Here is a 23,294-nt window from a genome sequence, read left to right as displayed (position 1 = left end):
ACCCAAGCAGAACTTCTAAGGACCTTTCACTATGGAAAAGTTTGATACTCACACCGGCGTCGGCGTTCCCCTGCAGCGATCCAACGTCGACACTGACCAGATCATCCCGGCTGTCTACCTAAAGCGCGTCACCCGCACCGGATTCGAGGATGGCCTGTTCAGCAACTGGCGCAACAACGAGTCCGACTTCGTGCTCAACCGTCCGGAATACGCAAAGGGCTCCGTCCTCGTAGCAGGGCCGGACTTCGGTACCGGTTCTTCCCGCGAGCACGCCGTGTGGGCCCTGATGGACTACGGTTTCCGCGTCGTCATCTCCTCCCGCTTCGCCGATATCTTCCGTGGCAATGCCGGCAAGGCGGGGCTGCTCGCCGCACAGATGCAGCAGTCCGATGTCGAGCTGCTGTGGAAGCTGCTGGAGGCTAACCCTGGCATGGAGCTCACCGTCAACCTGGAGACCCGCACCGTCGAGGCCGGTGAGCAGGTCTTCCCGTTCGAGGTCGACGACTACACCCGCTGGCGTCTGATGGAAGGGCTTGACGACGTCTCCCTGACCCTGCGCAACGAAGCGGACATTGTGGCCTACGAGGAGAGTCGTCCGGCCCACAAGCCTAAGACGCTGTAGGTCAAAATCCTCACAAACTACTTCACCGGCAGCGCCGAGGCGTAGTAATCAGCCGTGGTCATCACACCGTCGTTGAAGCCCAGCACCCAGGCAGAGCCCTTCTTGCACAGGATTTCCTCGTCGAAGGGCAAGGTGCCCTCAGCGGACCAGGCGGCAAGCAGGTCTGGGATGGTGATGCCCTGAGAGCAGATGACGCTGACTCCGCCTAGCGCGACAATGTCTTCGAATGCCTTCTTGGACTCAACCTGGTTGGCAATCCAGTGCTCGTCGCCAAGCCGTTCGTCGACTGTGACCTGCATTCCCAGCTCTGCGGCGAGTGGCGCGACGGTGTCCTGGCAACGCACGGGCTCGGCGGAGTAGATCCGCTCGGGGCGGAAGCCTTCCAGGGCAGAGACGAGCAGTTCCGCTTGACGACGTCCCTTCTTATCCAGTGGCCGCAGTGCATCATTGCCGTTCCAGTTGGTGCGACGGTGCGCACGCCCATGGCGAACCAGAATGAGACGGGTGTCCGGTTCCTTGTTCATGCGCTTGCGGGCCTTGACCAGCACGTCGCGGTCGAGGTCGTAGGACAGCAGCTCCTCGGCTTCGTCCCAGGAGACCCAACGAAGCTCGTTGACCTCGGAGTTCTGTTCGAATTCGCCGTCTAGAACCTCAGCGGTCCAGTACCAGACCAGCTTCGTTCGTCCGGCGACAGGGTAAGAGACGTTGCCGACGAGCTTGCCCAGACGGACGCGGTAGCCGGTCTCTTCCCAGATTTCGCGGACGGCGGTGGCAATGAGGTTCTCGCCGGCGTCGAGCTTGCCTTTCGGCAGCGACCAGTCGTCGTAGGAAGGACGGTGAATCACGCAGATTTCAGGGTTATGGACATCGCCGCGCCATAGAACCGCGCCGGCCGCGAAGGTCGGCTTGGTGACATCCTGACCTGGCTTCGTCGGAATCTGGCGCAGGCGACCGGTCACGGAGGTATCGCCCTTGAGGTCCTTGTCCTCTTCGTGCATCATCGTGAATTCCCTTTCAATCCTTTGTCGCCGACCTAGTTTAGTATCGCAGTGTGAGAACGTCTCGCTAGACTTGTTGGAGATTAGAGGCTAACGGAGGAAGGTCGCGGCGATGGTGCAAGTTTCAGTGATGGGTGCGGGCTCGTGGGGCACGACGCTCGCCAAGGTTTTTGCTGATGCGGGCAATCCTGTACGGCTGTGGTCGCGACGTGCGGAGCAGGCACAGCGTATTCAGATCAGCCGCGAAAACCACGACTACCTGCCTGGTCTGGGGCTGCCGCGCAACATCGAAGCCACCTCGGATGCAGAGGCCGCGCTGAAGGGCGCGGATGTGGTGGTGCTGGGCGTGCCCTCGCAGACTCTGCGTGACAACCTCAAGGTCTGGAAGGACTTCATCGGGCCGGAGACGATTCTGCTCAGCCTGGCCAAGGGTGTGGAGCGCGAGACACATCTGCGCATGAGTGAGGTCATTGCGGAGGTCACAGACCTGCCAGCAGAGCGTATTGCGGTGCTGTCCGGCCCGAACCTCGCCCGCGAGGTTGCGATGGAGCAGCCAGCGGCAACGGTCATTGCTTGCGCTGATGAGAACAATGCCAAGATGATTCAGGCGGCAGTTGCCACTAATTACTTCCGCCCGTACACCAACACCGATGTGATCGGCTGCGAAATCGGCGGTGCCTGCAAGAACGTCATTGCGTTGGCCTGCGGTATGGCCGCTGGTCAAGGATTGGGTGAGAACACGCTGGCAACCATTATCACCCGTGGCTTGGCGGAAATCACTCGTCTGGGTAATGCCGTCGGCGCAGAAGATAAGACTTTCGCGGGATTGGCGGGCCTCGGTGACTTGGTGGCCACTTGTTCCTCGCCGCTGTCGCGTAACCGCACCTTCGGTGACCGTCTCGGTCGCGGTGACACGATGGAGCAGGCGCAGCACGCTACGCGCGGTCAGGTGGCTGAGGGTGTGATTTCTTCAATCTCGGTCCGTGACCTCGCTCGCCGCAATGGCGTGGAAATGCCAATTACTGAGGCCGTTTACGCTGTCTGCCACGAAGGCGCGAAGGTCGATGAGACAATTCGTAAGCTGATGGGGCGCAGCCGCAAGTCGGAATAACCAATAATGCAGGGGCGGGGCTAAACTTAGTCACCATGACTTCGTCGAATAGCTCGTCTGCAGATCGCATTTCCGTCGCCGTTATCTACGGCGGCGCAAGCCCTGAACACAGTGTCTCCTGTGTCTCAGCTGGCGCAATTATGGATCACCTGGATGAGAACCGCTTCCGAGTGGTTCCCATTGGTATTACCAAGGATGGTGTCTGGACCGTCGGCACGCGTGAGACGGACACGCTGCGCACGCAGGGGCGTACGATGCCGGAGGTCATCCCAGGCGAGGAAGTTGCGCTGAGCACCTCGCCGTCACGCCGCGGTGAGTTCCGCTATGTCACCGGTGATCGCGCCGGCGAGGTTTTCGACACTGTCGACGTCATCTTCCCTGTTCTCCACGGTCCGCACGGCGAGGATGGCACAATCCAGGGGCTCTTTGAGCTTTCCGGCATTGCTTACGTCGGCCCGGGCGTGCTCGCTTCCGCGGCGGGTATGGATAAGGAACGCACGAAGAATCTCCTGCAGGCAGCGGGGCTTCCTATCGGCAAGCAGGTCGTTTTGCACGTTGGCGAGTCGCTTTCCGACGAGGACAAGGAGACCCTTGGCCTGCCGGTGTTCGTCAAACCTGCCCGTGGCGGATCGTCGATTGGTATCTCCCGCGTCGATGATTGGGCGAATCTGGATGCGGCGGTAGAGCTGGCCCGAGAGCATGACTGGAAGGTCATCGTAGAGGCCGGTGTAGACGGTGCCGAGGTGGAGATTGGCGTGTTGCAGCGCGCTGACGGCAGCCTGCAGGTATCGGTTCCGTCCTTGCTGCGTGGCACGGAGGACTCCGACGAGGGCTTCTACGGTTTTGAGACCAAGTACTTGGATGACATCGTTTCGGCGCAGATTCCGGCTGAGCTGCCAGAGGATGTTTTGAAGGCGCTGGAGAAGGATGCTCGTCGGGCGTTCAGGGCACTGGGCTCTGATGGTCTGACTCGCGTGGACTTCTTTGTCACGGATAATGGCCCGATTATCAATGAGGTCAACACCATGCCGGGTTTCACCCCGATTTCGATGTACCCGCAGATGTTTGCGGCCTCAGGTGTTGCCTACGAGGAGCTGCTCAGCGCCCTGATTGAGCGCGCGCTGGTAGCTCGTCGATAAAAGCTGGTTCTTACTTCTCTTCGCTCGGCGAGATGTTCTCCAGGTTGTCAGCGATGACCGAGGAGAGCACCGGCATCAGAGAGCTGGCCTCCGACATTGGCATTTCAACGGCGACGAAGCGTTCACGCCCCATGGCGTACCAGGTGGCGGAGGTACCGGAGGACAGCGTTGGTTCGTTGAACCAGACAATGTCACCAACCTGTGTTAGCTGCTGCGTGGTGGTGCTGTAGCCAGCCGGCTCGTCGACACCACAGCGCAGCACCACCGGATCGGCTGGGGTACCGCCCCAAATGACCATGTCCTTCGGCATGTCAGCCGGCATTTCCGCTGCGCTCAGACGGTGACGGTTGCCGAGATCGCGGGGGAGGGCAGCTTCCAAGCCGCTGCAGCGCTTATCAGCTTCCGGAGCTGCCAGTTCTACCAGTGGGACGCCGCCGCGCTCCGGCTTGTTCTTGTACTCGGAGTCCGGGCGCAGCGCCTCGGCGAGGTCACTCAGGGCATCCTCCGCCTCTGCATTTCCTTCGGCGGTAATCGCAACAACCGGTTCGCGCCCGACGGTGAACCAAGTCGCCAAAGACTCGTCGGTACTGTCGACCACGCGCAGCCACGAAATGCCCTTGACCTCTTCGGTCTTAGCCAGTTCGTTGTACTGGCTAGGTACGTTCGCGCCACAGCGCAGCGTGATGCGGTCTTGTTCCAAGTTTCGGTACACAGCGGCGCCTTCTGGAGCCGGCTCTGCAATGTCGGCGCGAACCAGACCTGCGGCGCGATCTGGCAGTCGGTCGAGCAGTTCCGCACACTCGGGCGAGTCATTGGCGGGAAGCTCCGGATTGGAAATCGCGACTGGCTTTGTCGCCTGATTATCCTGGTAAATCTTTGCGGCAAAAATAATGCCGAGGATAGCGATAATGGCGATAGCGAGTGCGATGCCCGCGCGTGTCCGGCTACCCTTGGACTGAACTGTTTCTCCCGATGGGGGTGCGTCTACCATGGGCCTGATTCTACGTTGTCCGGTACCAACTCCAATTGGTTGGGGGCAATACCGAGACGAGTTCCGCTATTAACGGTTAACCATCGACTATTAGGAATGTGACTCGACACTGTGACTGAATTGACCATTGGCGATATTGGCGAGTTTGGGGTCATTGAGGCCATCCGGGCTATCGCCCCGTCGGCACGCAATGGCGACGATGCCGCCGTCTTGACGCAGACAACCCCCAACGCCCGTTTTGTCACTTCCACCGACATGTTGGTGGAAGGGCGCCACTTCCGCCTGGACTGGTCGACACCTCAGCAAGTTGGAGCTAAGGCCGCAGTACAGAATTTCGCCGATATCGAATCGATGGGTGCGCGTCCAACGGCCATGCTTTTCGCCATCTCAGCACCGTTGCATACTCCGGTGAGTGTGGTCACCGGTATCGCCGAGGGATTGTGGCAGGAAGGCAAGCAATGTCCGGCGGAACTCGTCGGTGGTGACATGGTCAGCGGAGATTCTCTGGTGATTTCCATCAGTGCGATGGGCGAACTCGGTGGGCTTGGGCGGCCGCTGCTGCGCTCAGCAGCACGCGCGGGGGATACGGTGATTGCGTCGGGACGCATCGGCTACTCTGCTGCGGGCCTTGCGCTGCTGCAGCACTGCGGAAGCCCGGCAAAAATTCCAAGCGAGTTTGCGCAGCTGGTGGCCGCACACTGTACGCCCGAATTTGAATATCGCAGGGGTGCTACGGCGCGAGCCACAGGTGTGCGTTCACTGACGGACAATTCCGATGGACTGGTCGTGGATCTCCGCGCTATTGCGCAGGCCTCCAGGGTTACTTTGGAAGTTGACAGCAGTGCCATTGCGCCCGATGAGTTGCAGATTGCCGCTGGTGAATACCTGGGCATCGACCCGTGGGAGTGGGTGCTCACCGGCGGGGAGGACCACACACTGATCGGTTCGACGCCGGGGGAGCCTCCGACGGGGTTCCGCGCTATCGGCACGGTGTCGAAGGAAAAGTTCGATTCGGTGCTTATCGACGGCCAACCTCCTGCCCGCGATGCCGGTTGGGTTTCCTTTTAAGAGTTCGAAGAGGTTTTGAGAAGAAAGGCTGCATGACATGGATCCGTTGCCGGTCGAAGAAGGGTGGCAGAAGGCGCTGGAGCCAGTGGCCGATGACATCCACCGGATGGGGCAGTTCCTGCGCGAGGAGAACGCGGCCGGCTACGGTTACCTGCCCGCGGGCACCGATGTGCTGCGCGCCTTTACTTATCCATTCGATGAGGTCAAGGTGCTCATTATCGGTCAGGACCCGTACCCGACCCCGGGGCATGCGATGGGGCTTAGCTTCTCGGTCCAGCCGGATGTGAAGCCGGTACCGCGGTCGTTGGCGAATATTTTTAAGGAGTATTCCTCCGACCTGGGGCTCCCGACTCCCTCCAACGGTGACCTCACTCCGTGGAGTAGGCAGGGCGTAGCTCTGTTCAACCGTGTGTTGACCGTACGTCCGGGTGCTGCTGCCTCGCACCGCGGTAAGGGCTGGGAGGCAATCACGGAGCATGCCATCAAAGCATTGGTCGCCCGTGATCAGCCTCTCGTGGCCATTCTGTGGGGACGCGACGCGCAGAGTTTGCAGCGTTGGCTCCCCGGCGTGGACTGCATCTGTTCGCCGCACCCGTCACCGCTGTCGGCATCCCGTGGGTTCTTTGGGTCGCGTCCGTTCAGCCGGGCCAATGAGTCGCTGATTCGTCAGGGAGCTACCCCTATCGACTGGACGCTAGAATAGGAATTCATGTCTTTGCAGATTGGTTCTGCCGCCATCGTCGGCTGGGTTGCCCGGGGGATTGACGCGCTTCAATCCCGCCGCGATGAGATCAACAGTCTCAATGTCTTCCCAGTACCGGATTCCGATACCGGGTCGAATATGCTCGCGACGTTGAGTTCGGCCTATGAGGAAGCGCAAAAGGCTGACGCTTCCGATGTTCGCGCAGTCACCGCGGCCCTAGCTGCCGGTGCAGTGCGCGGTGCCCGCGGTAATTCGGGCACTGTGCTCTCGCAGGTTTTTCGCGCGGTGGCTGAGGCTGCCTCCGGTAGTGGCATTGGCGTTGAGTCGGTACAACACTCGCTAAAGCTAGCTGTGCAACATGTTTCCCAAGCGATTGCCAATCCGGTGGAGGGCACGATTCTGACAGTCCTGCGGCACGCCGCGATTGCCGCGGAGGAATTTGAGGGCGACTCGATTGAGGAGCTCGCCGACACGATCGCGGATGCCGCTCGCGATGCGCTGGCGAAAACCCCCAGCCAGCTCCCGGCACTGCAGCAGGCGGGCGTGGTCGACGCCGGCGGCGCGGGGTTGGTCATTCTGCTCGACGCGCTTGCCGACGAAGTCAGCGGCCGCGCAGCCGCACCGGTCGATTTGCATGTCGACGCGCCACACGTAGCCACCGTTGAGATGGAGGTCATGTACCTGATTTCCTTGGCGGATACCCAGGCGGTGGAAGCGCTGCGAGAGCGGTTGAACCCGCTGGGCAATTCGCTCATCATCGCAGGTGATGCTGGTAATGCGGAGACCGCGCAGTACATGGTGCACATCCACACAGTGGAGCCGGGCGCGGTTATCGAGGCAGCACTTGACTTCGGTCGTCCGGAACGCATCCGTATCGAGGTGCTCGATGAGCCGGAGACAACACCTGAGTCCACTCGCATCCTCATTGCGGTAGTGCCGGACGGTCCGCTGAATGATCTCATCACCTCCTCTGGGGCGATTGCTATCAGCCCGACCCCCGCTCCGACTCCCACATCCACTCCCACAGATCGAGCAGCCATCGCCGACCAGGAGTTCGCTGACAATGTGGTCACCAAGGCACTGACTGCCATGAGGGGCGCGGACGAGGTTATCCTGCTGCCAAATGGGCTGGTCAGCGACCAGGAATTGGCGGATATCGAATTCGCTGCTGCCGCGGCTAATCCGACGCTCGCGGTAGTGTCCACAGTCTCCATTCCGGCTGGCCTTGCTGCCTTGGCCGTGCATTCGGCTGAGCTGCCGCTGGCGGTTGCTGCGTATGCGATGGGAGAGGCTGCCAATGGCACGCGAACGGCTGTAGTCGCTGCGGACGTCGATAAGCCCCTGACTGACGCGCTCACAGAGACCATCTCAGACCTGTTGGCTGGCGGCGGGGAACTAGTGACTCTGCTGCTCGGGCGCGGAGCTGAGGGCGTGGACATAGCGCAAGTGCGGGCGCGGCTGGACAAGCCTGTGGAGGTCGTAGCCTATGATGCGACCGGCATCGATGAGCTGGTGCAGGTAGGAATCGAGTAGCGCGATGCTCGGATGGCTCGGCTCGGATTATGCGCGCACGCCCCTGAATATCGTGGTGGGGCCAAAGACTGCAAAGAAGCTGCATACGGCTTTTGGTATGGAGACCGTCTCGGATGCGCTGACGAATTTCCCGAAGCGCTACGTGGCGCAGGGTAAGAGCTTAGATGTGTCATTTTCCGACATTGGCGACACCATCACCACAGTCGTGGAGGTGCACAGCATTTCGCCAGCGCCCGCCTTCGCCGACCGACGCAAGCCACTGAAAATCTATGTCAGCGACGGCGTGCGCATTCTTCCGGCCGCGATTTTCGGTGCCGAATGGCTGCGCAATATGCTGCACCCCGGTGTGCGTCTACTCATTGTTGGCACGCTCAGCGAGTTCCGCAATGAGCTACAGCTGAAAAATGTTGATTGCATGGTGCTTAAAGCCGATGGTTCGGTAGGCGCAGCCACTGGCAAGCTGGCCACACTGACGAAGACAGCCAAGGGGATTGCGGAGATGCAGCGGCTGCTCACGCGCCCCTATCTGCCCATTTACCGTGGCCGTAAAGGAGTAGCGGGTATTCACCTGGCTCTGTACATGCAGCGCATCCTCGAATGGTTACCGCTGCAGCCAGACCCATTGCCCGCCACGCCGGAGGGACTTACCGATTTCGACTCCGCACTGCGTGGCGCACACTTTCCCTCCATCGCGGGCCCCGACATCGCGCTTGCCCGACTGAAGTACGACGAAGCGCTTGAGCTCCAGCTCGCCGTTGGTGCACGCAAGCGTACTCAAGCGAGTCTCACCGCTCCGGCCTGCATGGAAGTCGCCGGGGGACTTCGCGACGAGCTACGCCGGGGGTTGCCGTTTTCGCTTACCGACGGTCAGGTCGCGGTCGCAGCCGATATCGCGCAGGATATAGCGAGGTCTAACCCGATGAACCGCCTGCTAGCAGGTGAAGTCGGCTCGGGTAAGACCGTGGTGGCCCTACTGGGAATGCTGCAAGCAGTCGATTCCAGCAGGCAGTGCGCGATGCTGGCGCCGACGGAAGTCCTGGCCCAACAGCACTACCGATCGCTGACAGCGATGCTGGAGCAAGCCGGAGTAGCAGTGACTGTACGACTGTTGACGGGATCGATGTCGACGAAGGAGCGCCGGGCAACCCTGTTGGAGGCAGTCAACGGGGAGGCTGACATTGTCGTCGGCACGCATGCCCTGCTCAGTGAGGGCGTGGAGTTCTTCGATCTCGGGCTGGTGGTCGTCGATGAGCAGCACCGCTTTGGTGTGCGCCAGCGCGATCAGCTGCGAAGCAGGGGACGGGGTGGAATGACACCGCATCTGTTGGTGATGTCGGCAACCCCGATTCCGCGCACGGTAGCGATGACCATTTTTGGCGACCTCGCAGTTTCGCAGTTGACGGAATTGCCACGGGGACGTCAGGAAATCCAATCCTTTGTCGTACCGACGCTGGAGAAACCCCGCTGGGAGGCACGAACCTGGGAGCGCATTGGGGAAGAAGTGGCCAAGGGCAACCGCGCCTTCATTGTCTGTCCCCGCATTACCCGCGATGAGGAACAGTTCCTCGACGAGTCCGTGGAGGCGGTGTTCGACCGAGCGAGGAAAAAACTGCCCGGTGTACGTATCAGTCAGTTGCACGGCAATATGGCACCGGAGGACAAAGACCGCGTGATGCAGGCCTTTGCCACAGGACAGCTGGATGTGCTGGTGTCCACCACAGTTATCGAAGTCGGCGTGGATGTACCAGAGGCCACGATCATGATGATTCGCCGCGCCGAGAGCTACGGTATCTCGCAGATTCACCAGCTGCGCGGTCGTGTCGGCCGTGGTGACCGTGGTGGCCTGTGCTTCCTATGTACACACACGCATTCGCAGACACCGGAGCGCACCCGGCTGGACCGCATTGCCGCCACCACCGACGGCATTCAACTGGCGGAGCTGGACCTGGCCACGCGTAGTTTCGGCGATCTGCTCGGCGATGACCAATCGGGACTGGCAACCGGCCTCGGCCTGGTGGACCTCACCACCGACGGCGAAATCATCGAGCGCACCCGACATGATGCCATGGCTCTTCTCGATGTTGATGAGAGGCTTGTGGGAGAGCTTATCTCCGATATCGATGAAGAGCAGTCGAACTACTTGGACCGCTCCTAGTAAGACCAAAGTAGACTGTTGGGCATGGTAGATGTCTGTGCACCTTTTGCAGGAGTAGTCCGCTGGGAGGTCGCCGAGAAAGACTCGGTGACGACCGGTCAGGTTATTGCGGTCGTGGAGGCCGTCAAGCTAGAAGCGCCGGTTTTAGCGCCCTGCCCGGGCACGGTCGCGGAGGTGGCGGCAGATCAATTTGTGGATGTCGAAGGCGGTCAGCTGCTGGCAAGAATCACGCCAGCAACTCACAGCGCCACGGCACAGCACAACGGCAACGAGAACACATCGCACGAAGGGAAGTAGATGACCCGCATTATTGCAGGTGAGGCACGCGGTCGTAGGCTAGTCGCGCCTAAGGGAGAGACCACTCGGCCAACTAGTGACCGCGCGAAGGAAGCCATCTTTTCCTCCTGGTCCACACGCTTTGGGCTAGAGGGAACTCGCGTTCTCGACCTGTTTGCTGGCTCGGGTGCGCTCGGTTTGGAAGCGGCTTCTCGCGGCGCGCGTTCCGTCGTGTTGGTGGAAAACGATCCGAACGCCATTGCCGCTATTGAAAAGAACATTCGCACCGTGGGGCATCCCGATGTGGCCCTGTCTCCGATGAAAGTGTCGTCGTACCTTGCGGGCGCGCCGGGCGAGCCTTTTGACCGCGTCATCGCGGATCCGCCCTATGAGTTGGTGGGGGAGGCCGTTACAGAGATGCTCGAGGCGCTGCGTAGCTTCCTCGCGCCGGGCGCGGTCGTGACTGTGGAGCGTCACCGCGATGACGAGGAGACGCAGTGGCCCGAGGGCTACGAACAGCTCCAGCAGAAGCTGAAGCGTCGCATTCACGGTTTGGCGCGCTTCGACACCGCTATCTACAACGCTTAACGTTCTTCTTTACGCTTTACGACGGCCAAAGGTGGTTTGACCTCTATGACTCACGCATGCTGCCCCGGTTCCTACGATCCCATGACCTCTGGTCACCTCGATGTGATTGAGCGTGCCGCGCGCCAATTCGATCAGGTGACCGTGCTGGTTACCCACAACCCGAATAAGCAGGGCATGTTCAATGTCGAAGAGCGCATGGACCTCATTCGGCAGTGCACGCAGCACTTGGACAATGTGCAGGTGGACTCCTGGTCGAAGCTGTTGGTTGACTACACCTCCGCGCAGGGCATCTCCTGCCTGGTCAAGGGGCTGCGCTCGGCGGCGGACTACGAGTACGAGGCTCCCATGGCGCAGATGAATCGGCGCATGACGGGCATTGAGACTCTCTTTGTGGAAGCTGATCCGAAGTACGGTCATGTGTCGTCGACACTGATGAAGGAAGTTGTTCGCTACGGCGGTTCGGTGGAAGGGCTAGTTCCTGAGCCTGTCTTGCACGCCCTGCAGCGCCGACTGAAGTAGCATGTAAGTCATGTTTCGCGTCTTCGAATCTCTTGATGAACTGGTCCAGATCCTAGAAGAGGCACACGGCGTGCCACTGTCGGCCAATTGTATGGTTCCGCGTCAGCGTGTTCTCGAGTTGCTCGATGAGCTGAGGGATGCTTTCCCGGCTGAGCTCGATGACGCGCAGGATGTCTTGGACCAGCGGGATGAGATTATCAACGATGCTGAAGCCCGGGCGAACAACACCATTTCGACTGCGGATGAAGAAGCCCATCGCATTGTCGACGAGGCCGAGGCCCGCGCTAACCACACCGTCGAGGATGCCAATGCCCACGCAGCTGGCACCGTCGCGGCCGCTGAGGACGACGCCCGTCGCCTCCGCGAGGATGCTCAGCACGAGTACGACAGCATTGTGGATCGTGCTTCTGCCGAGTCCGATCGCCTGATTCACGCTGGTAACGAATCCTACGAGCGTTCCGTTGCGGAAGGCCGCGAGGAGCAGGCTCGCCTGGTCGCTGAGTCAACGGTCGTCCGCGAAGCCAACGACGAGGCGAATCGTCTGCTTTCCGACGCACACGCGGATTCCTCTCGCCTCCGTGAAGAGTGTGACCGCTACGTTGATTCCAAGCTCGCCGAGTTTGAACAGACTCTCCAGGAGACCCTGCGTAATGTCGGTCGCAATCGCTCGGTACTGCGTTCGGGGGCCGGTGCCGTCGGCGGTGGTGCAGGGGCACAGAGCGCGCCGTCTTCCTTCTCCGAGGGGCAGGAACGCCGCCGGTACGAGCGTTAGCGCATCTTCGGGGTAGACTGAGGTCTATCATGACTGACTCATCCCCATTTGTTCTGGACGTTTCGACATGTCTGCAGGGCGGCATGCCCGAGCAGTTCCGCAAGGTAGGCGATAGCCCCGTCCGCGTTGGTGTCGAGATGATTGGCATCGCCGCTGGCGAGGAGGTTGTCGTTGACGGCATTGTCACGAACCTCGGCAGTGGTGTCATGGTTGACGCGACTGTGACTGCCAAGGCCACCGGCGAGTGTGTCCGCTGCCTAGCCCCGCTGAATCCGGAGCTCAGCTTCCACATTTCGGCTGTCTTTTCCAACAACGAGGACTTCATCACAGGCGACGATGCCGAGGAAGAAGACCTTGAGGACGAAGTTGGCCAGATCGTCGACAATACGGTGGATATCACTCAAGCCGTCATCGATGAGGCGGGCTTGAATCTGCCCTTCAATCCGACCTGTCTGGATTTCGATTCCAGCTGTGCTGAGTCGGACTCAGAAGTGCCGGAGCCAGACGGCATCTCGGGTGAAGAGGAGCGCATTGATCCGCGTTGGGCTGGCCTGGCGGAAAAGTTTGGCTCGCTCGGCGACGAGAAGTAATCGACGACGACTTAGACGAAGACTTTAAAGGAGATATAACGGATGAGCCGCAAGCGTCGGCTAACCGGTGAGGCGGCTAGAAAGGCGGCTTTCGAGGCCGTCGATCACGCCCCGCTGCTGGAAAAACTCGGTGTTGAGCTATCAGAGGAGTCCCTGAAGCTCGCTTTGACCCACCGCAGTTTCGCGAATGAAAATGGCATGCTGACCAATAACGAGCGGCTAGAGTTCCTGGGCGACGCCGTGCTGGGCATGTGCGTTGCTGAAGAACTCTACCGTCGCTTCCCGGACCGCGCTGAGCAGGATATTTCCAAGATGCGCGCAGGTGTCGTGAACATGTACGCGCTGGCTGACCTGGCCCGCAGTATCGGATTGGGGGAGCACATTCTCCTCGGTCGCGGTGAGAAGGCCACCGGTGGTGCGGATAAGCACTCAATTCTCGCTGACACCACCGAGGCGCTGCTGGGTGCCATTTACCTGCAGCATGGCTTTGAGGTTGCCCGCGAGACCGTTCTTCGCCTGTTTAACCAGATGATTGACGATGCCCCGACGGAGTCTCGCGGTCGTGACTGGAAGACGCTGTTGCAGGAGCGCCTGGCAGCCAAGCAACTACCGGCTGCTGAGTACACCGTGCGCACCACCGGCCCCGACCATGACCTAACTTTCTACGTTGACGTGCTGGTTGACGGCGTGGTTAAGGGCAGCGGTACCGGCGCCACGAAGAAGGAAGCCGAGATGCACGCCGCGCATCAGGCGCATACTGCACTGGCATAATGCCCGAGCTTCCTGAAGTCGAGTCCGTACGCCGCGGTCTCGACGCTTACGTCGTCGGTGGCCGCATCGAGGACACTTTCGTCTACAACGCTCGTGCCGTGCGGCGCCAACCCGGTGGTGCCGCAGAGTTTATCGGTCGCACGCGCGGGCGCACGGTTATCGCTACGGATCGCCGCGGCAAGTTCATGTGGCTCACGCTTGACGACGACTCCGCAATTGCCATCCACCTGGGTATGAGCGGCCAATTGCGTGTGGAAGCTCCGTACACGCCCGATACGCTGCCCGGACGCCACACCAGGGCCGCATTTGACATAGCCCTGCCGGACGGCGCTCGGCACCTTATCAACTTCAACGATCAGCGCACCTTTGGTTGGGTCTGGGCCTGTGAAATGGTCGAATCCCACGGTCGCTTTGTTCCGGAACCCGCAGCCAAGATCGCGCCCGATCTATTGGAGCCAACTGTCGATGTGGTTGCACTTGCACACCGCATGATGAAGTCGCGTTCGCCGATTAAGGCCGTATTGCTCAACCAGAACATTGTGTCGGGTATCGGTAACATCTATGCCGACGAAATGCTTTGGGCAGCGAAGGTCGATGGGCGCGTGCCGGCGTGTGACCTTTCGGTCCGTCGTTTAGCGAAACTTTTGCGCGAGGGGCAAGCGGTACTTCAGCGGGCGCTAGCGGCGGGTGGCACGAGCTTCGATGCGTTATATGTGCATGTCAACGGCGAAAGTGGCTATTTCGAGCGGAGCTTGAACGCCTATGGCCAAGCGGGGGAGCCGTGCTCGAGGTGTGGGCGCGCAATTGTCCGTCTGCCATTTGGGAATAGATCGAGTTATCTGTGTCCCACCTGTCAGCGCTAGAATTTCCTTATGAGCTTCATGGAACAAGCGACCGATTGGGTCAACGCCTGGAATGACAAGTACTGGCTGTTCATGATTCTGCTACTCAGCGGTGCAGGCCTGTACTTCTGCTGGCGGACCATTGTGGTGCAGCTCCGGTACATCCCGGAGATGTTCAAGGCAATTACCGAAAAGCCGTCTGACATCTCCGAGGGGGTCAAGGGCATCTCGGCCTTTAAGGCCTTCACAATCTCTGCTGCCTCGCGTGTCGGTACCGGTAACGTCGCAGGTGTGGCGGTGGCAATCACTACGGGTGGGCCAGGTGCCGTGTTTTGGATGTGGCTGCTCGCTGCGATTGGCGGTGCTACCAGCTTCGTGGAGTCGACGCTGGCGCAGCTGTACAAGGTGCGGGATAAGGACTCTTACCGAGGAGGGCCCGCGTACTACATCACCAAGGGGCTGGGAGAGAACTGGCGCTGGATGGCGTCGCTCTTCGTCATCGCTATCACGGTGACCTACGGTTTTGTGTTCAATGCGGTGCAGTCCAACTCAATCACGGCGGCTGTGGCTGAGTCGACTGGTCAGGGAACGCCGATCTTTAAATTCTGCGTCGGCATTGTGCTGGCAATCTTGGCCGGCGTCATCATCTTCGGTGGTGTGCAGCGCATTTCGGCGGTGACGCAAATTGTCGTACCGATCATGGCCGTGGCCTACATCATCCTCGGTCTGATTGTGCTGGCTCTCAATATCACTGAAGTGCCGGGCATGATCAAGCTCATCTTCGAGCACGCCTTCGGTATCCGTGAGATCGCTGGTGCCGCTGTCGGTACCGCCATGATGCAGGGTATTCGCCGTGGTCTGTTCTCCAACGAGGCCGGTATGGGTTCCACACCAAATGCGGCGGCTACGGCGTCGGTGTCGCACCCGGTCAAACAGGGCCTCATCCAGACGATGGGCGTCTACTTCGACACCTGGGTCGTCTGTACTATCACCGCAGTTATCATCCTGTTGTCCGATCCGACCTTCGGCGGCGATGCGGAGGGCACCGCGTTAACTCAGGCTGCGCTGTCGGCGCAGGTGGGTACGTGGGCCATCCACGCGGTCACGGTTATCATCTTCTTCCTCGCGTTCTCCTCGCTGGTGGGTAACTACTACTACGCCGAGGCGAATATCCCGTTCCTGTCAAAGAGCAAGGCTGTCCTGAACACCGTGCGTGTCCTGGTCATCCTGTGCGTGATTGGCGGAGCTGTCGGTTCCGTGCCACTCGTCTGGTCGCTTGCAGATACTTTCTCCGCACTCATGGCCACCATCAATATCATCGCCATTCTGCCGCTGGGCGGCGTAGCTGTCGCCCTACTAAAGAATTACTCCGAGCAGAAGTCCAAGGGGCTTAATCCGGTATTCCACCGCGATGATCTGCCTAACGTCCGCGGCCACGACAAGATTGAGTGCTGGGACGGTTCCGACCCGATGACAGTGCGTGAGTCCGATGTTGCTTAACGACGTCCGCCTCACCGCGTGGGTACACGGTCGTGTTCAAGGTGTTGGTTTTCGCTGGTACACCCGCGCGACGGCTCTGGAGTTGGGGTTGGTTGGTTACGCCCAGAACTACCCGGATGGTCGGGTGTTAGTTGTTGCTGAAGGGCCACGGGCAGACTGTGAGAGTTTGCTCGCTTGGCTTGAGGGGCCGAATACTCCGGGCGATGTGACGGCAGTGGTGCCGTTATGGCAGGAACCGAAGGGTGCATTGAGCACGTTTGACCGTCGTTAAGCGGGTGCCAACTGCCTTCCTCCCCCCCATGTCGGTGTAGGAATCCGAAAAATTCGAATACGTTCTATCCCTCGCTCTATGTCATTGTTTTTGCGCAGTTGGCGGGGGATTTTTCGTGTCTTGAGGTAGTCGATTGGTGCGTTGTAGAGGTCTCAGAGCGCTAAAAACCTACGCAACCGGGAAAAAGAATACGTAAATACGAAAGGCGAGTGGATTAAGTTAATAACTACCTACTGACAGGCAGGGGAGGCACATATGACGCCTGAAGAAGTAATTGCACAGTCTGGAAACTCAGCGTGGATGCTGATTTCGGCTTCGTTGGTTTTGCTGATGACACCGGCGCTCGCGCTGTTCTATGGCGGCATGTCGCGACAGAAGTCGGTGCTCAACATGATGATGATGATGAGCTTTGGTGCTGTCGGCGTTGTCGGTGCCATTTACGTGCTGTGGGGCTGGTCGATGTCCTACGGATCGCAGTCGATCGGTGGTGTTTTTGCCAACCCATTCGAGTTCTTCGGTCTGCGTAACTCAATCACGGATGGCGACGGCAACTACATTGCGAGTGCGAACGGTTACCCAAACATCATCGACATTGGGTTCCAGCTCACGTTCTGCTCGATTTCTGTAGCGCTGATCTCTGGGGCGCTGGCCGAACGCGTGAAGTTCTCCACCTGGTTGATTTTCGTCGGCTTCTGGACGACGCTGGTGTACTTCCCAATGGCCTTCATGGTCTGGGGCGGTGGCCTGCTGAGCCACTCGGCAGAGGGGCTGTCGGCAAAGCTGTTCGGTACCGCTGACGGTGAAGCATTGATCGCTCCAATTGACTTCGCTGGCGGTACGGTTGTGCACATTGCTGCTGGTACTGCCGCTTTGGTGCTGGCGATTATCGTCGGTAAGCGCAAGTCCATCGATGGCAGCCAGCATCGCCCGCACAATCTGCCACTCGTCATGCTGGGTGCTGCACTGCTGTGGTTCGGCTGGTTCGGCTTCAACGGCGGTTCGGCATTTGCGGCCGACGGTGTCGCTGGTCTGGCATGGCTGAATACGACGGTGGCAGCGTGCGTGGGGATGCTCGGCTGGATTTCACTCGAGCGTATTCGTGATGGACATCCCACCTCGCTGGGCGCCGCTTCGGGTGTCATCGCAGGGCTTGTGACTATTACTCCGGCCGCAGGAGATATGAACCCAGTGACCTCAATCATTCTGGGCTATATCGGCGGTGCGCTGGGTTGCTGGGGAGTGGGCTTAAAGTACAAATTCAACTTCGATGACACCCTGGATGTGGTTGGTCTGCATCTGGTTGCAGCTATGTGGGGAACGATTGGTGTTGGCCTGCTGGCTAATGATCGCGGACTGCTTACCGGCGGTGGCATCGACGGCCTGAAGTTGTTTGCCATCCAGGTCATTATTGCTGTCGTCGCAGCGGTGTTCTCAAGCGTGCTGACGTACATCATTGCCCGAGTCCTGAAGGCAACCGTCGGTTGGCGTATCCACGGCGAGCAGGAGCATTCTGGTATCGACGTCGCTCAGCACGGTGAGTCGGCCTACGCGTCAACTAAGCAGGCAGTGGTGTAAACAAGGCTGTGTAAACAATCTTGTGTAACAGGGTGCGTGCTTGGGGTAATTCAGCTCCAAACCGTAACTACGGGTAAGATATTGCCCCATGTATTTGAAATCGCTGACTCTGAAGGGCTTTAAATCCTTCGCTTCGGCGACGACGATGAAATTCGAGCCCGGCATCTGCGCAGTTGTCGGCCCGAATGGATCTGGTAAGTCGAATGTCGTCGATGCCCTCGCGTGGGTTATGGGTGAGCATTCCGCCAAGACCCTCCGTGGCGGCAAAATGGAAGATGTCATCTTCGCGGGAACTTCCGGGCGAAAGCCCTTGGGGCGCGCGGAGGTTACTCTTACCATCGACAATTCCGATGGGGCACTTCCCATTCAATATAAGGAAGTCTCTGTCACGCGTCGCATGTACCGCGACGGCGCAAGTGAGTACGAAATCAACGGTTCTCGCGTCCGCCTCATGGATGTCCAAGAGCTCCTCAGCGACACCGGCATTGGCCGCGAGATGCACATCATCGTCGGACAGGGCCGGCTTTCGCAGATTCTGGAGTCCCGGCCAGAGGAGCGTCGTGCGTTTATCGAAGAAGCCGCAGGCGTGCTCAAGCACCGCCGCCGCAAGGAGAAAGCGCAGCGCAAACTCCAGTCGATGCAGGCTAACCTCGACCGTCTGCAGGATCTGACAGGTGAGCTTTCCCGTCAGCTCAAACCGCTGAAGCGTCAGGCTGAGGCCGCCTCTCGCGCCCAGACTGTGCAGGCAGACCTGCGCGATGCCAAGTTGCGTTTGGCTGCCGCGGACTTCGTGGATTTGCAGGACAGCCTCAATGACATTGCTGGTCAAGCCAAGCTCATTGAGGAAAAGGTGGAGGCCGCCACGGAGCGAGCCGAGATTGCCGCTGAGCGCACTGCAGAACTCGAAGCCGAACTGGAGGACATCACTCCAGCTGCCGATGCTGCCCGTGACCTTTGGTTCCGTCTCTCCGCACTCGGTGAGCGTATCCAAGCGACGGCCCGCATCGCCGCCGATCGCGCAGCCGACCACTCTGTCGCTCCGTGGGTAGGCCCAGACCCGGACTTCCTGGAGCAGCGTGCCGACGATGCCGCCACCGAAGAAGCCACGCTCGCTGAGGCTGAGGCAGAGGCCCGCGAAAAACTGGAGGAAATCCGCGAAACGCTCTTCGACGCCGAGGAGACTTTCCGCGAAGCCGAAGCGGAGCACCTCGCTGCCGTTCGCGCAATCGCCGACCGTCGCGAAGGCGTGGTTCGCCTCATTTCCGCAGAAGAATCTCTGCGCACCCGATTGGAAGCCGCCGAAGCTGAAGCTGCACGCCTTGCCGAGCAAACCAATGAGGCCGACGAACGCCGTGCCGATGCCACCGAAGCTGTGGAAAACGCCGCGCAGGAGCTAGCCGAGGCAGAATTCGAAGGTCCCGAGCTGCAGAGTGCTTATGAACAGGCCAACCGAGAAGCAGAGCTGGCCTCTACACGGTTGAAAGAACTCCGCGCTGACGAGCGCGACCTTGAACGCAGCGTCTCAGGTCTGTCCGCCCGCATCGAAGCTCTGGAGACCGCCCGCACCGCCGCTGCCAACGACGGCACCGCGTGGCTACGTGAAAAACACGAACTCGGCGTTCTCTCTGAAGTCATCGATGTCGACGCTGGCTGGGAAAAAGCGCTCACTGCCGCCCTCGGCGCGGCCGCCGAAGCACTGGTCAGCGAGGGCAGTGGAGATTCGCTTATCGACGAGCTTGTGGCCACGGGCAAGGGCAGTGCCGTTGTTATCAATTCTGCGGATGCATCCGACTCTTGGCGCTTGGACATCACTCTGCCCGCACAGGCATCCTGGCTGCTCGATCATGTGACAGTGCCCGCGGAGCTTTCGGGTTCGTTGACCTCTCTGCTCGTTGACGTCGTGGCCTGCGACGACGAGCACGTCGCCCGTGAGCTGGTGACCCAGGATACTCGACTGCGCGTTGTTGACCGCGATGGTGTGCTGCGTGGCTCTGGTTGGGTAGCTGGCGGTGCTGGTGGCACTGCATCAGGTGTGGAAATCGCCGCCGACATTGCTAAGACTCGCGAAGAACTAGCAGAAGCACAGGTGCGTTTGAGTGACCTCGGTGGTGTGCTCTCCGGTGCACAGGCCGAAGAAGAGGACCGCCGCACGGACGCGGCGGCCGCCCGTGCTGCGCTGCGTGAACACCAGAGTCGTATGAAGGTCCTCACGGATGCCCGAACTCGGGCCACAGCGCAGCTGTCCGGCGTGGTGCATGATGCCGAACGCGCTGAGCAGCGCGGAGCCGAAGCCGCGGACCGAGTAACGAAGCTCCAGAAGGAGTTGGCGGTGGTCGCAGACCGCTTAGCTCGCGTTGACCGTGACCCCGAGGAGGGGGAACCGTCGACAAGCGAACGTGACCGTGCCTCGGAGGCGCTGACGGCTGTGCGCGCCATGGAAACAGAGGCGCGTCTGTCGCTGCGTACGGCAGAGGAGCGACTGTCGAGTGTACGAGGCAAGGCCGAGCGGCTCCGTCGCCAGGCTGCATCGGAGCGCGTAGCGAAGGCCCGCCATGAGCAGGCGCAGATGGCGAAGGTTGCCCAGCGCGAATTGGCAGAAGTTGTCGCGGAGCTGGCTGAGGATTTGCATGCGAAGGTCAACGTGTCGTTGGCGCGGGCAGAGGCCGATCGCGACGATGCCGAGGCGCAGAAGAAGACAGTGTCGCAGGCACTATCAGCGGCCCGGACGGAGGCAAATGCGGCGCAACGTGAGCTGGCACAGCTAACGGATTCCGCGCACCAGGGCGACATCGCCCGTGCGCAGGCGCAGGTCCGCGTGACCGAGGCTGCAGAGCGCATCGTCGACCAGTTGGGGCTGTCTGTCGATGACCTGCTCGCGGACTTTGCTCCTGATGAGAACTTCGACCGCGCAGCCGTGACGAAGCAGCTCAAACAGGCGGAGAAGGATCTGCGTGTGCTCGGCCGCGTCAACCCGTTGGCGCTGGAGGAGTATAAGGCGATGGAGGAGCGCTACTCTTTCCTATCCACGCAGCTCGATGATGTCCTCAAGGCCCGCCAGGACCTCACCGATGTTGTCGAGGAAGTCGATGCCACGATCCTGCAGCTCTTCACAGACGCGTGGAACGATGTCGAGGCAGAATTCCCCGCAGTCTTTCAAACGCTTTTCCCGGGCGGCGACGGACGACTGGTTCTCACCGAGCCGGACAACCTGCTCACGACAGGTATCGAGGTTGAAGCCCGCCCGCCGGGCAAAAAGGTTAAGCGGCTGTCGTTGCTCTCCGGCGGCGAGAAGTCGCTGACGGCGCTGGCAATGCTCGTCGCTATTTTCCGCGCGCGCCCGAGTCCCTTTTACGTACTCGACGAGGTGGAAGCCGCGCTTGACGACGTTAACCTGCGTCGCCTTATTGCGCTGCTCGAGGAACTCCGCGCGACCAGTCAGCTGATTGTCATTACGCACCAGAAGCCAACAATGGACGTTGCGAATGTGCTCTACGGCGTGACCATGCGGGGCGATGGTGTGACTCGAGTAATCTCGCAGCGAATGTCACCGGCATCCGCAACTCCGTCGACAGGAGCGGAGTAAGCGCGGAGTAAGTGAGGAAGAGTCGTTGATACTGCATAATGAGAGTTATGACTCCAACTCAGTGGATACTCCTTGTCGTCGCGATTGTCGTTATTATCGCGCTGCTCTTTGTTGTGGGCTATGTCCGCAGGAAGAACCAGCGCATTTCCTTTGCGAAGGAAGATACTAAGGAACTCACCCAGCAGGAGAAGTCTGGAAATTACCAGGCCACTAGTGGTTTTAACTTCGCTCCGGCCGGTGGTGGGACTGATACCCGCGAGAAGCAGCCGGTTGAAAAACCGATGCCGAAACCGGCGGAAAAGCCGATTGAAAAGCAGGCCCCGGAGCCAGAGGAAAAGCAGGCTGATATACCTGCCGATCAGCCGGACGGTTCACTGCTGAAACCAGAAGGTCGACTGGTTATTCCGGATAACCCCACCGAAATGGAGGGGGATTATGACCGCGTAATGCGGGAAATCCCAATCGATTTGCCAACGGCCGGGGAAGAGGAATCAGAGCCCGAGCCGGAACCACAACCAGAGCCCGAAGCAGAGCCTGAGGTAGAGGTAGTTCCTGCTCCTGAACCGGAGCTGGAGCCGGAGCCGACTCCCGAACCAGAACCGACGCCAGAGCCGGAGCCGGAAGCTGCGCCGGAGCCGACGCCAGAGCCAGAAGCAGAACAGCAGATTGACTCCATCGACCCGGCTGAGGGACGTCTGGGCCGCCTGCGCGGTCGTCTGTCACGGTCGCAGAATGCAATTGGCCAGTCTGTGCTCGGCATCTTGGGCGCGGGTGACCTTGATGAGGACGCGTGGGAAGAGGTTGAAGACATCCTGGTTATGGCTGACCTCGGTGCGGCTGCGACGCAGCGTGTCGTCGATAAGCTGCGCGAGCGTATTGCCAGCCAGAAGGTGAGCACGGAAGAGCAAGTGCGCGCCCTGCTGCGTGAGGTGTTGATTGAGGAGTGCAAGCCTGAGATGGACCGCTCCATCCGCGCACTTCCGCACGAGGGCAAGCCCGCAGTGATTCTGGTAGTCGGTGTCAACGGCACAGGTAAGACCACGACGACGGGCAAGCTGGCTCGTGTACTGGTCGCCGGTGGCCACCGTGTTGTTCTCGGCGCAGCGGATACCTTCCGTGCTGCTGCAGCCGACCAGCTGGAGACCTGGGGGCGACGCGTTGGCGCGGAGACCGTTCGCGGCGCTGAAGGCGCCGATCCTGCTTCTATTGCATTTGAGGCAGTTGCTCACGGTATCGAGTCCGGCGCTGATGTGGTGCTCATCGACACCGCCGGCCGCCTGCACACCAAGGTCGGTCTGATGGACCAACTGGACAAGATTAAGCGCGTGGTGGAGAAGAAGGCTCAGGTTGACGAAGTCATCCTGGTTTTGGACGCGACGGTTGGCCAAAATGGTCTACTGCAAGCTCGTACGTTCCGGGATGTAGTAGACATCACCGGCGTTGCCCTGACCAAGCTGGACGGTACCGCGAAGGGCGGCATTGTATTCCAGGTGCAAAACGAGCTCGGTGTGCCGGTGAAGTTGGTTGGCCTTGGTGAAGGTGCTGACCACCTGGCGCCGTTTGAGCCGGAGAGCTTCGTAGACGCACTGCTCGGCGGCCGCAAATAGTAACTAACATCGATGAGTGAATTTTCCATCGATTGGTGAGTACAGCGTCGCCCGTTGCCCCCGGCAAAAATAAAGGCCTC

21 protein-coding genes are annotated in these 23,294 nt (G+C 60.1%); 19 read left to right on the top strand and 2 right to left on the bottom strand.

All coding sequences use genetic code 11. The annotated features are described in order from the left end of the window. Positions 1-31 precede the first annotated feature (31 nt). A complete protein-coding gene (gene leuD / locus ADB02_RS02275; protein WP_049189541.1) occupies positions 32-622 on the top strand; it encodes a 3-isopropylmalate dehydratase small subunit in 591 nt (196 codons plus the stop codon). 17 nt (positions 623-639) lie between these two features. Here leuD and ADB02_RS02270 read toward each other — a convergent pair whose 3' ends face one another. Next, positions 640-1,620 carry an NUDIX hydrolase gene (locus tag ADB02_RS02270; protein ID WP_172954645.1) on the bottom strand — a complete coding sequence of 327 codons (981 nt, stop codon included), beginning with the start codon at positions 1,618-1,620 and terminating at the stop codon, positions 640-642. A 112-nt stretch (positions 1,621-1,732) separates the two neighbouring features. Between ADB02_RS02270 and ADB02_RS02265 the strand changes: the two genes are divergently transcribed. Beyond that, positions 1,733-2,731, top strand: coding sequence for an NAD(P)H-dependent glycerol-3-phosphate dehydrogenase (locus tag ADB02_RS02265; RefSeq protein ID WP_049189540.1), 999 nt, complete (start codon positions 1,733-1,735; stop codon positions 2,729-2,731). A gap of 35 nt (positions 2,732-2,766) precedes the next feature. Beyond that, positions 2,767-3,870, top strand: coding sequence for a D-alanine--D-alanine ligase family protein (locus ADB02_RS02260; protein WP_038628611.1), 1,104 nt, complete (start codon positions 2,767-2,769; stop codon positions 3,868-3,870). 10 nt (positions 3,871-3,880) lie between these two features. On the opposite strand, the gene ADB02_RS02255 is transcribed toward ADB02_RS02260, so the two are convergent. After that, the gene (locus ADB02_RS02255) at positions 3,881-4,861 is read right to left on the bottom strand and encodes a DUF3515 domain-containing protein (RefSeq protein WP_049189539.1); all 981 of its coding nucleotides are present in this window, start codon (positions 4,859-4,861) and stop codon (positions 3,881-3,883) included. 111 nt (positions 4,862-4,972) lie between these two features. On the opposite strand from ADB02_RS02255, the gene ADB02_RS02250 reads away from it, so the two are divergent. From ADB02_RS02250 to ftsY, 16 genes are all read left to right on the top strand, one after another. Next, a complete protein-coding gene (locus ADB02_RS02250) occupies positions 4,973-5,929 on the top strand; it encodes a thiamine-phosphate kinase (RefSeq protein ID WP_049189538.1) in 957 nt (318 codons plus the stop codon). 37 nt (positions 5,930-5,966) lie between these two features. Then, positions 5,967-6,632 (top strand): uracil-DNA glycosylase, encoded by a 666-nt coding sequence (locus tag ADB02_RS02245; protein ID WP_048735462.1) that lies wholly within the window; start codon positions 5,967-5,969, stop codon positions 6,630-6,632. Between the two features lie 6 nt (positions 6,633-6,638). Further along, positions 6,639-8,165 carry a DAK2 domain-containing protein gene (locus ADB02_RS02240; RefSeq protein WP_049189537.1) on the top strand — a complete coding sequence of 509 codons (1,527 nt, stop codon included), beginning with the start codon at positions 6,639-6,641 and terminating at the stop codon, positions 8,163-8,165. A 4-nt stretch (positions 8,166-8,169) separates the two neighbouring features. Continuing rightward, positions 8,170-10,320, top strand: coding sequence for an ATP-dependent DNA helicase RecG (locus tag ADB02_RS02235; protein WP_049171560.1), 2,151 nt, complete (start codon positions 8,170-8,172; stop codon positions 10,318-10,320). 24 nt (positions 10,321-10,344) lie between these two features. Further along, positions 10,345-10,617 (top strand): acetyl-CoA carboxylase biotin carboxyl carrier protein subunit, encoded by a 273-nt coding sequence (locus tag ADB02_RS02230; RefSeq protein WP_049171558.1) that lies wholly within the window; start codon positions 10,345-10,347, stop codon positions 10,615-10,617. Next, positions 10,618-11,184 (top strand): 16S rRNA (guanine(966)-N(2))-methyltransferase RsmD, encoded by a 567-nt coding sequence (gene rsmD / locus ADB02_RS02225; RefSeq protein ID WP_049189536.1) that lies wholly within the window; start codon positions 10,618-10,620, stop codon positions 11,182-11,184. It begins immediately after the preceding gene. A 45-nt stretch (positions 11,185-11,229) separates the two neighbouring features. Further along, positions 11,230-11,703: a pantetheine-phosphate adenylyltransferase gene (coaD, locus tag ADB02_RS02220; RefSeq protein WP_049189535.1), complete on the top strand. Its 474-nt coding sequence runs from the start codon at positions 11,230-11,232 to the stop codon at positions 11,701-11,703. A 10-nt stretch (positions 11,704-11,713) separates the two neighbouring features. After that, positions 11,714-12,475 (top strand): DivIVA domain-containing protein, encoded by a 762-nt coding sequence (locus ADB02_RS02215; RefSeq protein WP_049171555.1) that lies wholly within the window; start codon positions 11,714-11,716, stop codon positions 12,473-12,475. 29 nt (positions 12,476-12,504) lie between these two features. Then, a complete protein-coding gene (locus ADB02_RS02210; protein ID WP_048735478.1) occupies positions 12,505-13,065 on the top strand; it encodes a YceD family protein in 561 nt (186 codons plus the stop codon). Positions 13,066-13,107: 42 nt separating this feature from the next. Next, on the top strand, positions 13,108-13,836 hold the full coding sequence (rnc, locus tag ADB02_RS02205) for a ribonuclease III (RefSeq protein ID WP_049189534.1): 729 nt from the start codon (positions 13,108-13,110) through the stop codon (positions 13,834-13,836). After that, a complete protein-coding gene (mutM, locus tag ADB02_RS02200; protein WP_049189533.1) occupies positions 13,836-14,699 on the top strand; it encodes a bifunctional DNA-formamidopyrimidine glycosylase/DNA-(apurinic or apyrimidinic site) lyase in 864 nt (287 codons plus the stop codon). Before rnc ends, mutM begins: the two co-directional genes overlap by 1 nt. Positions 14,700-14,717: 18 nt before the next feature. Then, complete coding sequence (locus tag ADB02_RS02195) at positions 14,718-16,178, top strand: alanine/glycine:cation symporter family protein (RefSeq protein WP_049171612.1); 1,461 nt, start codon at positions 14,718-14,720, stop codon at positions 16,176-16,178. Continuing rightward, complete coding sequence (locus tag ADB02_RS02190; protein ID WP_049171546.1) at positions 16,168-16,449, top strand: acylphosphatase; 282 nt, start codon at positions 16,168-16,170, stop codon at positions 16,447-16,449. The genes ADB02_RS02195 and ADB02_RS02190 overlap by 11 nt, the downstream gene beginning before the upstream one ends. A 255-nt stretch (positions 16,450-16,704) precedes the next feature. Then, positions 16,705-18,024: an ammonium transporter gene (locus ADB02_RS02185; RefSeq protein ID WP_049189532.1), complete on the top strand. Its 1,320-nt coding sequence runs from the start codon at positions 16,705-16,707 to the stop codon at positions 18,022-18,024. A gap of 88 nt (positions 18,025-18,112) precedes the next feature. Continuing rightward, complete coding sequence (gene smc / locus ADB02_RS02180) at positions 18,113-21,607, top strand: chromosome segregation protein SMC (protein ID WP_049171541.1); 3,495 nt, start codon at positions 18,113-18,115, stop codon at positions 21,605-21,607. A gap of 47 nt (positions 21,608-21,654) precedes the next feature. After that, complete coding sequence (ftsY, locus tag ADB02_RS02175; protein ID WP_049171536.1) at positions 21,655-23,214, top strand: signal recognition particle-docking protein FtsY; 1,560 nt, start codon at positions 21,655-21,657, stop codon at positions 23,212-23,214. The last annotated feature ends 80 nt before the right edge of the window (positions 23,215-23,294 follow it).

The organism is Corynebacterium sp. 212_CJEI, assembly GCF_001055915.1.
GTDB lineage: Bacteria > Actinomycetota > Actinomycetes > Mycobacteriales > Mycobacteriaceae > Corynebacterium > Corynebacterium jeikeium_D.
This window is presented reverse-complemented; position numbering and strand designations above follow the sequence as displayed.